The organism is Chryseobacterium sediminis (genome assembly GCF_008386505.1).
GTDB lineage: Bacteria > Bacteroidota > Bacteroidia > Flavobacteriales > Weeksellaceae > Chryseobacterium > Chryseobacterium sediminis.
The window spans coordinates 1,919,020-1,933,105 of record NZ_VUNZ01000001.1 but is presented as its reverse complement, the minus strand read 5'-3'; the positions used below and the strand labels follow the sequence as shown (position 1 = coordinate 1,933,105).

The window sequence follows — 14,086 nt, the reverse complement described above, 5'->3', positions numbered from 1 at the left end:
TTTCTGTTTTTATTTGTAACTTCTTACCGTTGGCTGAATTTCTTCAAAGGTTAAAGGTTCCTTAATCAGCTCAGGTTCACCATTTTCACCTGTCCATGCCCATGCGGAGATAAACTGGTATTCCGCATCATTTCTCATCGCTTCTCCGTCCGGAGTCTGGAATTCTTCCCGGAAATGCGCTCCGCAGGATTCGTTACGGGTTAAGGCATCATAGCACATCAATTCTCCGATTTCAAAATAATCTGCTACGCGGCCTGCTTTTTCAAGTTCGGTATTCATTTTATCGCCCTGTCCGGAAACTCTTACATCCTTATAAAATTCCTCTTTCAGCTTTCTGATTTCCTGAATGGCATACTTCAGACCTTCTTCATTTCTGGCCAAGCCACAATAATCATACAGGAGTTTTCCTAATGTTTTATGGAAATAATCAACGGTTTTGGTGCCTTTGATATTCATAAAGTCTTGAATCTGTTCTTTAACTGCTTTTTCAGCCTGTTCAAATTCAGGAGTATCTGGTGAGATTTTTCCGGTGTGAATTTCATCCGCCAAATAGTTTGCAATGGTGTAAGGAGCAATGAAGTAACCGTCTACAGAAGCCTGTAAAAGAGAGTTAGCTCCCAATCTGTTGGCTCCATGATCCGCAAAATTAGCTTCACCTAGAGCAAATAATCCCGGAACGGTGGTCATCAATTCATAATCCACCCAAAGTCCGCCCATTGAAAAGTGCGCAGAAGGAGAGATCATCATAGGTTCTTTATACGCATCATACCCTGTTATTTTCAGATACATATCGAATAAGTTTCCATACTTTTCCCTGATCTTATCTTTTCCCTGTTCCTGTATTGCTTTTGAAAAATCAAGATACACTGCATTTTTCAAAGGCCCGATTCCGAAACCGGCATCAATTCTTTCTTTCGCCGCACGGGAGGAAATATCTCTCGGAGCAAGATTCCCGAAAGCCGGATATCTTCTTTCAAGGTAATAATCTCTTTCATTTTCCGGAATATCATTCGGAGGCCTGTTTTCACCTTCTTTCAATGGTACCCAGATACGCCCGTCATTACGTAATGATTCAGACATTAAAGTCAGTTTAGACTGATAATCTCCGGATTGTGGAAGAGAAGTAGGGTGTACCTGAATCCAGCTTGGGGAAGCCATTAAAGCTCCTTTTTTATGGGCTCTCCAGATTGCAGAACCATTACATCCCATAGCAAGGGTGGACAGATAATATATTTTTCCATAACCTCCCGTTGCCAATACTACGGCATGGGCTGCATGTCTTTCAATGTCTCCGGTATCTAAATTCCTTACGATAATTCCTCTGGCTTTCCCATCAACAGTAACCAGATCAAGCATTTCATGTCTTGAAAACAATTGCACGGAACCTTTTCCAACCTGCCTCATCAATGCCTGATAAGCTCCCAGAAGAAGCTGTTGTCCCGTTTGCCCCCTTGCATAGAAAGTTCGGCTCACCTGAACTCCTCCGAAAGATCGGTTATTCAGATATCCGCCGTATTCACGTCCGAAAGGTACACCTTGAGCCACCGCCTGGTCGATGAGGTTCAGAGAACACTCTGCCATACGGTATACATTTGCTTCACGGGCCCTGAAGTCTCCTCCTTTCAGCGTATCTACAAACATTCGGTAAACACTGTCACCATCGTTTTTATAATTTTTTGCTGCATTTACACCTCCCTGTGCTGCTACAGAGTGCGCTCTTCTTGGGCTGTCCTGAAAGCAGAATGATTTGACATTATATCCCATTTCTCCCAAAGAAGCGGCAATAGAACTTCCTGCCAGTCCGGTTCCCACGACAATCACATCCAGTTTTTTACGATTGGCTGGGTTTACGAGTCTTGCTTTCTTTTTATAATTTTCCCATTTATGTTCCAATGGGCCTTGTGGTATTTTTGAATCTAAAATCATGACCGTTCTGTTTAATGATAAGTAAAGAATACATACACCGGCATCAATGCAAAACCTGTACAGATAATGATTGAATAGGCAATCCCAATCGTTTTGAACCATTGTACAAACTTAGGATGGTATAATCCCAGAGTTCTTACGGCACTATGTATTCCGTGGATCAGGTGATAGCATAAGGCAATCATTGACAGTACATAAATGAGGACATACCACCATTCTTTGAACACTGTTACTACCAGAATGTACAGATCTTTATTTCCGTTCTCATCCAAAGGAGGATTTCCGAATTTGTAGATATACCAGAAGTTCTGAAAATGGATCACCAGGAAGATCAAAATTAATGTTCCGAGAATCCCCATGTTTCTGGAAGCCCATTTACTGGCTCTTCCACGTCTGTCCGACTGATAACCACCACCAGATTTTTTATTCTTTAGCGTAATGATCAGCCCGTCTACAGCATGCAGAATAATACTGGCATACAAAACGTAAGAAACTATTTTGATAATAATATTTCCGGATAAAAAATGTGAATAAGCATTAAACTGCAGGTGCGCCTGTTCTTGTGGCAGAAAAAGCTGAAGATTTCCAAGGAAATGAATCAACAGGAAGAATCCCAAAAAGAGTCCTGTAAGGCACATCAGCATTTTTCTTGACAGTGTTGATAACATATTTTTGATTTAAAAAATTAATAATATCCTAAGACTTTCATCCACAATCCTCCTACAACCATATAAATGATCAATAAGACGATTCCTATTTCAAGACCTCTGACCCACCATGCTTTCAGGTCTACATATCCGCTTCCGAAAAATACAGGAGCAGGACCATGGCCATAATGGGTAAGTACACCATAAATAGAACCCATGAAACCTAGCATCATCGCCAATAACATAGGAGGAATACCTAAAGACACCCCTACACCCAGCAAGGCTGCATACATAGCCGCCACGTGAGCTGTAGCACTGGCAAAAATATAGTGACTGAAGAAATAGACTACAATAATAACCGGGAAGGCGACCTGCCAGCTCAGACCTCCGATCTGAACTTTGATAAGGTTACTGAACCACCCAATGAAACCCAGCTCATTCAAAGAACTTGCCATCATTACCAGTACAGCGAACCAAACAATGGTATCCCATGCCCCTTTTTCACCTTTTACGTCCTCCCAGGTTAATACTGAGGTTAATAGCAATAAGGTTAATCCAATGAACGCCGTAGTTGTCGCATCAATTGAAAGCGCTCCTCCAAATATCCATAGGGCTAACAGGATGAAAAATGCCAGCAGCATCAGCCATTCATTTTTAGAGATAGGTCCCATTTCTTTTAGTTTCTGAGCGGCCATTTTAGGAGCATCACCTGTTTTTTTCAGTTCAGGCGGATATAATTTGTACAATACCAAAGGAACTACAAAGAATGCTACAGCACCAGGAATGAAACCTGCTGCGGCCCATGACATCCAGGTAATATCAATCCCAAGGTTGGCCGCAAATTTCTGACACATCGGGTTACTTGCTGTCCCGGTAAGGAACATAGAAGACGCGATGAGGTTCATGTAGTAACTGTTCAATGTTAGGAAGGAACCTAATTTTCTATGAGTTTCAGGTTTTTCAGGAACGGAATCAAAGCTTATCGCCATAGATTTCATAATAGGATAGATAATCCCACCACCTCTTGCGGTATTACTCGGAATGGCAGGTGCCAGACAAACATCGGCAAGTCCTAATCCGTAAGCCAGCCCCAATGAGCTTTTACCAAAAACTCTGATGAATAAAAAGGCAATACGGTTTCCAAGTCCTGTTTTGATAAATCCTCTGGCAATAAAGAATGAAATCCCGATCAGCCAGATTACTTTATCTCCAAACCCGGAAAGTGCTTTTGTAATGGATTTTCCTGCATCTCCCGGAGCAACAACTTGTGTAAGGGCTGTAAAACCAATAGCCATCATACACATTGTACCCATAGGAGCGGCTTTAAGAATAATTCCTAAAATGGTTGCCGCAAAGATGGCAAACAGATGCCAGGCATTCTCAGCAACTCCCTCCGGAGCAGGAATGAACCATATGATTAACGCAACAACAAATGTGATCGCTACGTTTCTGATATTTATTTCTTTCATGATACTAACTATTTAATCGTTTAAAACCTACTTTGCACTTGCACTATAAATAGATTATTGTTGTATTGTGAGGTGTTTTCCACCTGATATTTGTAGCGGTCAAACTGTACTCCCAGCTGAATTCTTGCACCGTAATTTTTCAGGAATTCCAATCCGAACATCGGGGTAATCGTTTGTCTTGGGTTGGAAGCCATTCTGAAATTGGTGTCAAGATATTCATACCGGCATGATAATTCAAAAGCACTAAGATTTTTGTGATTGATCTCATATCTCAGATTCGGAAGAAAGTAGGCTCCACGGATAAGATACTGATCAGGATTGTCAGGTCGTAATTCAGGTGCAATGGAATTGTACAGGACATGGTTGGTAGCCTGTTTAGCTTCCAGCTGCATATCGAGACTCCATTTTGGATCAAACTGAATCAATGAACTTAGATCAACTCCCAGTGCGTATACTTTTTTACTGAACACTTCGCCGATACCTCCATTCAGACCTACATTGAAATTGTATTTTTTTGATAATCCGAAAACGAGACGGGTCGAATACTGCTTTCCGTTATCGTTATCATTGATTTGATTTTTTCCATTTCCGTTTACCACCGAAACAGCATATTGGAAAGGGACCTCTCCCAGTTGAAACTGTCCTGTAGCAGACATCCCGATCTGGAAACTCGTCCAGCCCAGTTTTCCGAATTCCGTATACTGATTGGACCAGTCTAAAGATTTGATAATATCAATTGGATAAGTCTCTTCAATACCAAACCAGGGTCTGAACTGTCCTACCGTAATTGCCAATTTAGGATTGAAGGTATATTTCAGATAAGCATTTTCAAGAACTCTGCTTTTGGGATCATTTTTAAAATCGGCAAGATTGGCCAATACAACAACTTCTGTCCGTTTACTGATCTGTGCCCGAACCTGAACCCTCATGTATTTGAGCATAAAATTATTATCGGTTCCGGAACCATCTGTATGATGAAGTCCGTTTACATCTACATCTTTACTCATCCCTACCAGATAACGTGCCTGAAAAAGGCCTTTAATCTGTAGTTGTGGATATTTTACATTGTCTTCTTCCTGTGTGGGAGGTGTGGTCTTCAGAGAATCCTGATTTTGTGCATAAGCCGTTAATCCACAGGCCAGCATGCACAGGATCAGGCTTTTCTTTTTAATTGAAAAAAAGGCCATATCTATTTTTGTTTTTTGTGAATAGCATAACCACTTCGTCTTCAAAAAAATAATTTTTGAATCTACCCTTCCAAGGAAGGGGAATGGTATGTATTCAGTTATAGTATAGTAAACTCAAGTATGTTGTCTACTTAAAGCAAGCGTCTTTGTGGTAATTTATTTTAATCCTAAGAATGTGAACGGTGCAGATTCTTTAAAACTTGCATTGGATTTACCGTTATAAGTGTTATTATTACTCAGATCCAGCTTCATTACTTTTCCCTTAGGGCTCAGGTCGAAATCTTTAAGATCTACCCAAAAAGTATTCGGGGTGAAAACCGTTTCAAAATAATACACAAGGTTTTTCTGATCTGAGACAGAGCGCCATCTTGTTGATGAAATATTAGGCTCCGTTGCTGAAGTAATTCCATAAGGCACAGAACAGTTTCTGATGACACTGAAGACACTTGCTATAGCTGTACGGGTATCGGCAGTCTGTGGTATCGCATTCACATAGTAAGAAGCTCTTACAAAACGGTCTGCAGCACGGTTGGTTCCCGGAAGCATAACTGTTCCCGGAATGCCTTTCCAGTAATTGTTAAGAGCAAGCTGCTCCTCAAAAATAGGAGAGTTGGTCATTACGGTATAAGAAGGATCATGGTGGATCACCAGTTTTCCGTTGATGTATTCAAAAACAGCACTGTCACCTGAAGCATCGGAAAGGGAAAGATGAACAGTCGTAAATCTCTCTGTCCCCGGAATATAATCACTTACAATCACGAAAGGTTCTTTTTGTGAATACTCTACTGCTTCTTTTACAGTGGCGAAATTATCAAGATAATATTGTGCCCATAATGAGATGGCAATTCCCTTTTTACTTCCTTTTCCATCGAATTTCGGGTACTGAGATTCTCCTAACCAAAGAAGATTGGCAACCAGTCCTTTTTCATTCATTCCGTCTGATGATGCAATATCCCATGACGTACTGACTAGGCTTCCATATTTAGCGGTCCATTTTACAGATTTAGAGCCCACCTGCCCGTTGCGGTCTATACCTTTTGGTAAAACCCATAGATTGGCAGGGATTTCGTCACGCCAGTCCATAGACCGTGCTGTAATAACGGTATTCTGGGGTCCTTTGTAAACTACTCTTGTACATGCTTCTGATGGATTCCATAATCCTATGGATAGGACCAGAGAAAATAAAATTAATGGGAACTTTTTCATAATAGTATTATTTGAATTTAAATTTTGTATTGAATTTGTTGTGAATAATTCAATTAATTTTGATCATATTCATTATTTGGTGATATAAATTTAGATAAATTTGTTTAAATAAAATAATTATTAAGGTTAATAATATGTAATTCATGTTATGAATCATGGTTAAAGCATAATAATTGGATTATTGTCTATTTTTTTGTATATTTTATAGATATGACAGTAAAAGTGGGTGAAAATGAAGAATGTTTTAATGTGTTTTTGACCTTTTATTTACCTGATTTTTTCTATGAATACTTGATAGACTGGGGTTTAAAATTAAGTACCACAAAATAGAAAGCTGTTCTAAAAAACGCTATATTTGATAGATAGACTGAAGAGATATATGAATTTTATAGAATGCCATGAAGAACCTATCCATATTCCGGGTTCTATACAAAGTTTTGGTTATTTGATTGGCATTGATGCAGAGTCCCGTACCATTACTTTTTTTAGCAGGAATATTTCGGATATTTTTAAAATCGGGAGTTCAGAGGAACTATTCGGAAGACAGCTTACTGACTTTCCGGAAAGCTTTCAAAGCATTATTGATTCAGAAATCTATACTTCGCTGGATAAGTTTACCAGACGGAAGAATGAAACTTATTTTGATAAGATTTTTATTGGAGATACAGAGTATCATTTCTCTGTTTTCAGAAGTGAACTTTATATTTTTATGGAGTTTGAAGAAGTTTTGATTAACCCCAATAAACGGATTTCAAATAAGTACGATAACTTTTATATCATCGATAATGAAAAGGAACTCTGGAATCATCTTCTGGAAACCCTGTCGAAAGTGGTGAACTATGACCGGATGATGGTCTACAAATTCATGATGGATGGTTCAGGAAAAGTAATCGCCGAAAAGAAAAATGAGAATATGGAAAGTTTTCTGGGGCTTCATTACCCGGAATCTGATATTCCAAAACAGGCACGTGACCTTTATCTGAAAAAAAGAAAGCGGATCTTCAGTAATGTATATGCGGATACGGTTCCTATTTTAAGCAAAAGTTCTGAAAATATTGATCTTACTTTCTCTGCTTCCAGAGGAATGTCACCTATTCACGGTCAGTATCTTAAAAATTCAGGGGCAGCTTCAAGTTTCAGTGTTTCGATTATTATTGATGATCATCTTTGGGGATTAGTAACCTGCCAGAATGTAGAGCCTAAGCATATTGACCTTGAGGACAGGGTACAGGCAGGAATTTTTACAGCTTTGGCCGCCAACGCTTATTCATCTTTTAAATCCAAAAGTGAACTGAACTACCGTTTGGAACTGAATGAGAAAGTGTCTCTGCTTAAAACGGAGTTTTTAAAACATAATAATCTGTTTGACTCTCTTATTGAGTGTAAGACAGAGATCAGAAACCTTCCTGAAGCAGACGGGCTTGCCATTGTTTCAGATGAGAGTATCATCACAGACGGCAAAACTCCTAATTTGGAAAGCATCAGTAGAATTGTACAATGGGCACTGGAGAATACCAATGAAAGAATCTATGTAAGCCGGAACTTCCTTAAAGAACATGGTGAGGAGCTGGATGTGCCCGAAAATTCGGCAGGAATTGTTATTTACTTTATTGAAAGGGAGAAAAACGAAATGCTGATCTGGTTCCGGAAAGAGTTTGATGAACATATCAACTGGGCCGGGAATCCGGAGAAAAAAATAGGGGTCTTTTCTCAAAACGGAGAGGAAAAGCAGATGGTATCGCCCAGAACCTCCTTCCGTATTTTTACAGAAAATATCAAAGGGAATTCTAAAAGATGGAATTCCAGAAATATAAGTGCTGTACAGGCTGTAAGGGATTTGATTTTAGAAACCTCCCACAAAAATTATAATGCAATCAAAAGGCTTAATGATGAGCTGAAAAAGGTAAATGATGAACTGGATAGTTTTTCATATACCATTTCGCATGATCTGGGAACTCCTCTTACGGTAATGAAACTGAATGCACAAATGCTTTTGGGAAATCTTGCTGATGATTCTATAAAAAGCAAAACCAAGATCAATACCATTATTGAGGAAATAGATAATATGGCTGAAATGATGCATGATGTACTTCAGCTCAGCCGTGCCAAGCATAGTGAAATACAGCTTGAAAGTCTTAAAACGGCTCATACCATTGAGAAAATATCTCAAAATGCTAAGATGACCTACGGCAGCCCAAACAGTGAAATTATCATTAAGGAATGTCCGGATGTGTTGGCCGATAAAACGATGCTTCATCAGGTGTTCCTGAATATCATCAATAATGCTGTGAAATATTCTTCCCATAAAGAGCTTCCGAAAGTGGAAATTGAAGGAACAGAAGATGGTGAGACTATTATTTACAGAGTTTCCGATAATGGAATCGGGATTCCCGAGGAGGAAAAGCATAAGATGTTTAAGATCTTCAACAGAATGGATAATGCCAAGAAATTTAAAGGAAACGGAGTAGGTCTGTCCATTGTACACCGTATCATGAAAAGGCTAGGAGGAAATGTGGATTATGAAAGCAGCAGTGACGGAACTTCATTTATTTTAACGTTCAAAAAGCCTTATATTTGAGAAACTTTTAAAACGTTATTTATGGTATCAGAATATCTTAAACAGAATACAGCAGATTATCACGATGCAGCAGAGAAACTTTTTAATTCTGAAAAGATTTTTAACAAAACTTTCACCTTAGAGGATTATAAAAAAATCATTCATACCAATTACCTGATGCTTCTTCACAGCGAAGATAAAATTTTCAGCAGCCTTTCTGATAAGTATGCAGAAAAACTTCAGCTTGACGAAAGAAAGAAGCTTTCTCTTATTGAAAAAGATCTGAAAAGCCTTTCCCTGGAGAATCAGGAAGCTTCCCACAATCTTGAATTCAGCAATGAGCATGAAGCGCTTGGCGCGATGTATGTAATTGAAGGTTCTACACTTGGCGGGAACGTAATTGCCAAACAGCTTTCTAAAACGGAAGGTTTTGATGAAGTTACTTTTAACTTTTTCGGATGTTATCAGGAAAATACAGGGCCTATGTGGAAGAATTTCAAAGAAGTTCTGGACACGGAAGTTGCTGAAGAAAACTACCATGAAGTGCTTTCTGGCGCGAAAAAACTGTATACGTTTTTACTGAACGTCAACTAATTTATTTTAATTCTAATTAAATTCCTGAAAAATTGCGCATTTTTTCAGGAATTGTTAAATTTGGGGAGTTTCAAATTTAAACTTAACTAACAAAAAATAATTTTAAAAAGTAACAATATGAAAGTAACTGTAGTAGGTGCAGGCGCTGTAGGAGCAAGCTGTGCGGAATACATCGCAATGAAGAACTTCTGTTCAGAAGTAGTTTTGGTAGACATTAAAGAAGGGTTTGCTGAAGGGAAAGCAATGGACTTGATGCAGACAGCATCTCTTAACGGATTTGATACAAAAATTACGGGTACAACAGGAGATTACAGCAAAACTGCAGGTTCTCATGTAGCAGTAATCACTTCGGGAATTCCTAGAAAACCTGGAATGACAAGAGAAGAATTGATCGGTATCAACGCTGGTATCGTGAAAGAAGTTACTGAAAACTTAGTAAAGCATTCTCCGGAAGTAATCATCATTGTGGTTTCTAACCCAATGGATACTATGGCTTACCTTGTACACAAAACTTCAGGTCTTCCTAAGCACAAAATCATCGGAATGGGTGGTGCATTAGACTCTGCAAGATTCAAATACAGATTGGCGGAAGCTTTAGAAGCTCCAATTTCTGATGTTGACGGTATGGTAATCGCTGCTCACAGTGATACAGGTATGCTTCCATTATTGAGTAAAGCTACAAGAAATGGTGTTCCTGTAACTGAATTCTTAAGTGAAGATCAGCAAAAATATGTAATCGAAGAAACTAAAGTAGGAGGAGCTACTCTTACTAAATTATTAGGAACTTCAGCTTGGTATGCTCCAGGTGCAGCAGTTTCTGTAATGGTTCAGGCGATTGCATGTGATCAGAAGAAAATGATCCCTTGTTCTCTAATGCTTGAAGGTGAGTACGGTCAAAACGATATCTGTCTTGGTGTTCCTGCTATCATCGGAGCAAACGGAGTAGAATCAATTGTAAACGTAACATTGACTGCTGAAGAGCAATTGAAATTTGCTGAAGCTGCTAATGCAGTAAGAGAAGTGAATGGAGATCTTAAATTTTAATAATTACCGGCTTTAAGCAGGAATTATAATAGATAAAAACTGGCTGTTTCAATTTGAAACAGCCAGTTTTGTTTTTTAATCCTTAAAAATCATTTTAAAAACTATAGATACATTGTCATTTCGTTGTTTTCACAAAATGGGTAACAGTATTCACAAATTCTTTATTTTTCTCGTAGTACAAAAGATGCCCACCATCAATGGACACTACTTTCTGATTGGGAAACTGAAAGGTTTTATAGTGCTGGATTCCTACTGCTTTATCTTTTTTTCCGGTAATGATGAGTACAGGAACATGAATGTCTTTTGTTATGGGAGCATAATCAGCATAATATTCAGGGAAATCTTTGGGTTTTGAGATGACTGCCATTCCAAAGTCGATGATACGGGGATGGAGAGAATCAATTTTATCAGATACTTTTATGGTTTCAATATCATCAGTCAGAAATTTATACCCGATTCTTTTTTTCCTTAAAGCACTGCTGATTTTTGAAAGTTCGGATGAAAGACTGTCTTTAGGAACAACTTTGGTCTTTGCCTGTAAGAGACTGTTTCCATATTCAATCTGCTCTTTAACTGATTCATCATTCAGAAAATGGAGGGTAACATTGGCAAGAATGAGTCCTTTCGTATATTGAGGATATTTTTTGGCATAGTTTACCGCGATGATCCCACCAAAAGAATGAGCCAGTAAGAATACTTTTTTCAATTTAAGATGTTGTCTCAATTCTTCAATATCCTGAATCATTTTATCAAGATGATAATTCTCTGATGTACCGGATTCCCCAGAACCTCGCTGATCCATGTAAACCATCTGCATACTTTGTTCCAGATTATTTCCACCCATCAGTTCAAAAGACGGGTATCCCTGACCTGGACCTCCGGGAATATAGAAACAGGCTTCTCCTTTTCCGGAGACTTTATATTTGATTTTTACGTGATCTGAAGTTTCATAAAAACCTTCAGAGTGGTGATTCTGAGCCGAAACGACAGTCAGAGATATGAACAAAAAGAGTAGTGCAGAGATTGTTTTCATATAGTAATAACAATTGTAAGGGGCTGTTTATTACTAAGATTAGAAATTATGAGATTAGAGTTTGGCAATTTTCTCAAATAATTCTGGGTAGCTGATGACTAATCCCATTTCATCAACTGAAATTTCAGCTTTAAAATCATTTTCAATATTTTCATACAGATATTTATGGGATGCTGTCCTTGTATATTGTTGTTGAACAGGTCTGATATGCTGGTTGAGTACATCAATGTAAATGACATCTATTTTTTGTGAGCTGTTCTCTGAAAGTTTTAAATTGTTGATCGGTAGAGTATTGGTAAATGGAGTTAAAGAAATGTCAATAAACTTGAAATTATTGAGTTCCGGATGTAAAGTATTGTTGATTTCCCATTGGTTTCCGCTTCTTTTTCCAGCAAATGTTCTTAGAATGTTATTTATCTCAGATTCTACCAGAAAGTCCTGAACAATCCAGTCTTTATCAGTGAGGATTCTATAATTTACAGCATATATTTTACCTTCGTGGTAACCGATGATTTTTGATTCTACAGTATAACCTTTATCATTGGTTTGTAAATGAAAATATTCAAGGGACTGGTAAAGAATTCCCTGCCAGATTAGTGTTTTCATATAGATAGTTTTGGATGTAATTAACGGGTGATTCTTCGTTTCCGTATTCTGCTTAATGTTTCCCTTGCTACTCCAAGAAATGAAGCCAGCTGAGTGAGTGAGATACGTTGCAGCATTTCGGGATGTTTGGATTCAATATATTCCAGTCTTTGTTTTGCCGTGTAAAGTTTGAACAAATCTGAAAATTCTCCTTGTCTGGAAGCAAATTCCCGAATGCAATGGCGTCCTAATGTTTCAATTTCAGGTGCATTTCCGGCTGCTTCAAATAGTTTTGTTTTATCAAAAATAACAACCTGAAGTTCCTCACAAGCTATAATATTAAATTCTGATTTTTGTCCGCTTCCAAAACTGCTGATATTGGTAACAATTTCGTTTTCAAAGAAAAATCCGGTGTTTTTAATATCTCCGTCCATTTCATAATAGCTTTTGCAAAACCCTTTATCGATATAAAATAAAGAGTTGCAGATTTCACCTTCCTGTATCATCAGTTCATTTTTCCTGTAATTCCTTTCCGATAGAGCAGGTTGAAGTATTTTCCAGCTTTCGTCAGAAAATGGGGTGAGAGATCTGATGTATTTCAGAAGATTTTGCATGATATTGAGTGATCCTGTTTTTACGAAAATAGTGAAATTCTCATAGATTATTTGTAGAAACAAGTCTTCCTCAGATAAGATTTTACAAAAATATACTTTTATAAAATCTAAAGTTAAAACACCATATTATTTGGGTAAAGGATCAGAGATATACAGATTTTTTTTATTGATTTTTAGACTGTTTTTATCATTGGTGTACCAGTCTACAAATTTCTCATATTCTGCTTTATTATCGGTGAGCCAGGTTTTAAAGGCATCCTTATCTCCTATCTGAAACAGATAATGATTATAAGCATTAAAAACATTTTTTTCCTCCATTATTTTTTGATAGTTTAACAAAACGTTTGATGGATTGTTCTTGTATTTAAAATATTCTTTTATTGCCTTTCTTCTGATGTCTGACAGCGTTTCCAGATTAATTTCTTTTTTGTCAACAGCAGCGAGTGCAAAATATCCGCTGTACATGAGGCAGAAAGGGAGTGGATCATCAGGCTTGCTGTCTTTTTCAATAATGATAAAGGCTTGGCAAAGATCAACGGTAGTATTTTTATCTGTGAATTTCACTGCTTTTTTATATCCGTCAAATAAAAGTTGACTCATTTCCTGGCTTCGGGCAGTGGTGCGTTCCAGATTTAAGAATATTTCACCATAAACGAGACCATACAGTGGATTATTAGAATTTAAAAATAATTTAGCTATTCTGTAGTAGTTAGATGGATATGACGGTTCTGCCTTTATCCCTTTTTCGTAGCTTTCAATGGCCTGATTCATTTTATTTTGAAGTTCAAAGACAACTCCTTTCTCCAAATAAAGTTTTCCGGAAGACGGAAATTTTTTCAATCCTTCATCATAAGTCTTTATAGCTTGTTCAGGGTTATCTGCATAGTCATAGGCATTTCCGAGAAGCGCATAATAATAGTCATCTATATTTGAATATCCTTTAATTTTTTCCAATTGTGAAATAGCAATTTTATAATCTTCTTTTCGGATATGGGCGAGTGCAATTTCATAGGGATATGTATAATCTTTTGGATCTTTTTTTTCGCATTCTTTCAGGATAGCAATACCCTCGTCATATTTTTCTTCATCAATGAGTTTGATGGCATCATGAACTTCTACACATTTGAATGCCTTCTTTTGTGCATGTGTAAATGAAAAAATAATGATTGCAGCTATAAAACAAGTTTGTCGCATCATGAGACTTTTGATATTAGTTTATTGCAA

The 14,086-nt window shown here is 37.7% G+C and carries 12 protein-coding genes; 3 read left to right on the top strand and 9 right to left on the bottom strand.

What is annotated here, in order from left to right:
- Nucleotides 1-9 precede the first annotated feature (9 nt).
- The 5 genes from FW780_RS08795 to FW780_RS08775 all read right to left on the bottom strand — a co-directional run bounded on the left by FW780_RS08795 (nucleotide 10) and on the right by FW780_RS08775 (nucleotide 6,435).
- Nucleotides 10-1,926, bottom strand: coding sequence for a fumarate reductase/succinate dehydrogenase flavoprotein subunit (locus FW780_RS08795; RefSeq protein WP_149833242.1), 1,917 nt, complete (start codon nucleotides 1,924-1,926; stop codon nucleotides 10-12).
- Between the two features lie 11 nt (nucleotides 1,927-1,937).
- On the bottom strand, nucleotides 1,938-2,594 hold the full coding sequence (locus FW780_RS08790; protein ID WP_149833241.1) for a succinate dehydrogenase cytochrome b subunit: 657 nt from the start codon (nucleotides 2,592-2,594) through the stop codon (nucleotides 1,938-1,940).
- A 17-nt stretch (nucleotides 2,595-2,611) separates the two neighbouring features.
- Nucleotides 2,612-4,042, bottom strand: coding sequence for an anion permease (locus tag FW780_RS08785; protein WP_149833240.1), 1,431 nt, complete (start codon nucleotides 4,040-4,042; stop codon nucleotides 2,612-2,614).
- A gap of 20 nt (nucleotides 4,043-4,062) precedes the next feature.
- Entirely contained in the window at nucleotides 4,063-5,229 is a 1,167-nt protein-coding gene (locus FW780_RS08780; protein WP_149833239.1) for a porin, read from the bottom strand.
- 156 nt (nucleotides 5,230-5,385) lie between these two features.
- Nucleotides 5,386-6,435, bottom strand: a complete 1,050-nt coding sequence (locus FW780_RS08775) for a linear amide C-N hydrolase (RefSeq protein WP_149833238.1) — start codon at nucleotides 6,433-6,435, stop codon at nucleotides 5,386-5,388.
- Nucleotides 6,436-6,814: 379 nt separating this feature from the next.
- On the opposite strand from FW780_RS08775, the gene FW780_RS08770 reads away from it, so the two are divergent.
- The 3 genes from FW780_RS08770 (at nucleotide 6,815) to FW780_RS08760 (ending at nucleotide 10,630) form a co-directional block, all read left to right on the top strand.
- A complete protein-coding gene (locus FW780_RS08770; RefSeq protein WP_149833237.1) occupies nucleotides 6,815-9,013 on the top strand; it encodes an ATP-binding protein in 2,199 nt (732 codons plus the stop codon).
- 21 nt (nucleotides 9,014-9,034) lie between these two features.
- Nucleotides 9,035-9,586 (top strand): biliverdin-producing heme oxygenase, encoded by a 552-nt coding sequence (locus FW780_RS08765; RefSeq protein WP_149833236.1) that lies wholly within the window; start codon nucleotides 9,035-9,037, stop codon nucleotides 9,584-9,586.
- Between the two features lie 117 nt (nucleotides 9,587-9,703).
- Nucleotides 9,704-10,630 (top strand): malate dehydrogenase, encoded by a 927-nt coding sequence (locus FW780_RS08760; RefSeq protein ID WP_045500033.1) that lies wholly within the window; start codon nucleotides 9,704-9,706, stop codon nucleotides 10,628-10,630.
- 115 nt (nucleotides 10,631-10,745) lie between these two features.
- Here FW780_RS08760 and FW780_RS08755 read toward each other — a convergent pair whose 3' ends face one another.
- From FW780_RS08755 to FW780_RS08740, 4 genes are all read right to left on the bottom strand, one after another.
- A complete protein-coding gene (locus FW780_RS08755) occupies nucleotides 10,746-11,663 on the bottom strand; it encodes an alpha/beta fold hydrolase (protein ID WP_149833235.1) in 918 nt (305 codons plus the stop codon).
- A 54-nt stretch (nucleotides 11,664-11,717) separates the two neighbouring features.
- Nucleotides 11,718-12,269, bottom strand: a complete 552-nt coding sequence (locus FW780_RS08750) for a putative glycolipid-binding domain-containing protein (RefSeq protein ID WP_149833234.1) — start codon at nucleotides 12,267-12,269, stop codon at nucleotides 11,718-11,720.
- Between the two features lie 20 nt (nucleotides 12,270-12,289).
- Nucleotides 12,290-12,862, bottom strand: a complete 573-nt coding sequence (locus FW780_RS08745; protein WP_149833233.1) for a Crp/Fnr family transcriptional regulator — start codon at nucleotides 12,860-12,862, stop codon at nucleotides 12,290-12,292.
- A gap of 126 nt (nucleotides 12,863-12,988) precedes the next feature.
- Nucleotides 12,989-14,059 (bottom strand): tetratricopeptide repeat protein, encoded by a 1,071-nt coding sequence (locus FW780_RS08740; protein ID WP_149833232.1) that lies wholly within the window; start codon nucleotides 14,057-14,059, stop codon nucleotides 12,989-12,991.
- Nucleotides 14,060-14,086: the final 27 nt, after the last annotated feature.

Bases quoted from the DNA above. Each gene is read 5' to 3' on its own strand.
- FW780_RS08795 (WP_149833242.1), bottom strand. From the start codon at position 1,926: ATGATTTTAGATTCAAAAATACCACAAGGCCCATTGGAACATAAATGG.
- FW780_RS08790 (WP_149833241.1), bottom strand. From the start codon at position 2,594: ATGTTATCAACACTGTCAAGAAAAATGCTGATGTGCCTTACAGGACTC.
- FW780_RS08785 (WP_149833240.1), bottom strand. From the start codon at position 4,042: ATGAAAGAAATAAATATCAGAAACGTAGCGATCACATTTGTTGTTGCG.
- FW780_RS08780 (WP_149833239.1), bottom strand. From the start codon at position 5,229: ATGGCCTTTTTTTCAATTAAAAAGAAAAGCCTGATCCTGTGCATGCTG.
- FW780_RS08775 (WP_149833238.1), bottom strand. From the start codon at position 6,435: ATGAAAAAGTTCCCATTAATTTTATTTTCTCTGGTCCTATCCATAGGA.
- FW780_RS08770 (WP_149833237.1), top strand. From the start codon at position 6,815: ATGAATTTTATAGAATGCCATGAAGAACCTATCCATATTCCGGGTTCT.
- FW780_RS08765 (WP_149833236.1), top strand. From the start codon at position 9,035: ATGGTATCAGAATATCTTAAACAGAATACAGCAGATTATCACGATGCA.
- FW780_RS08760 (WP_045500033.1), top strand. From the start codon at position 9,704: ATGAAAGTAACTGTAGTAGGTGCAGGCGCTGTAGGAGCAAGCTGTGCG.
- FW780_RS08755 (WP_149833235.1), bottom strand. From the start codon at position 11,663: ATGAAAACAATCTCTGCACTACTCTTTTTGTTCATATCTCTGACTGTC.
- FW780_RS08750 (WP_149833234.1), bottom strand. From the start codon at position 12,269: ATGAAAACACTAATCTGGCAGGGAATTCTTTACCAGTCCCTTGAATAT.
- FW780_RS08745 (WP_149833233.1), bottom strand. From the start codon at position 12,862: ATGCAAAATCTTCTGAAATACATCAGATCTCTCACCCCATTTTCTGAC.
- FW780_RS08740 (WP_149833232.1), bottom strand. From the start codon at position 14,059: ATGATGCGACAAACTTGTTTTATAGCTGCAATCATTATTTTTTCATTT.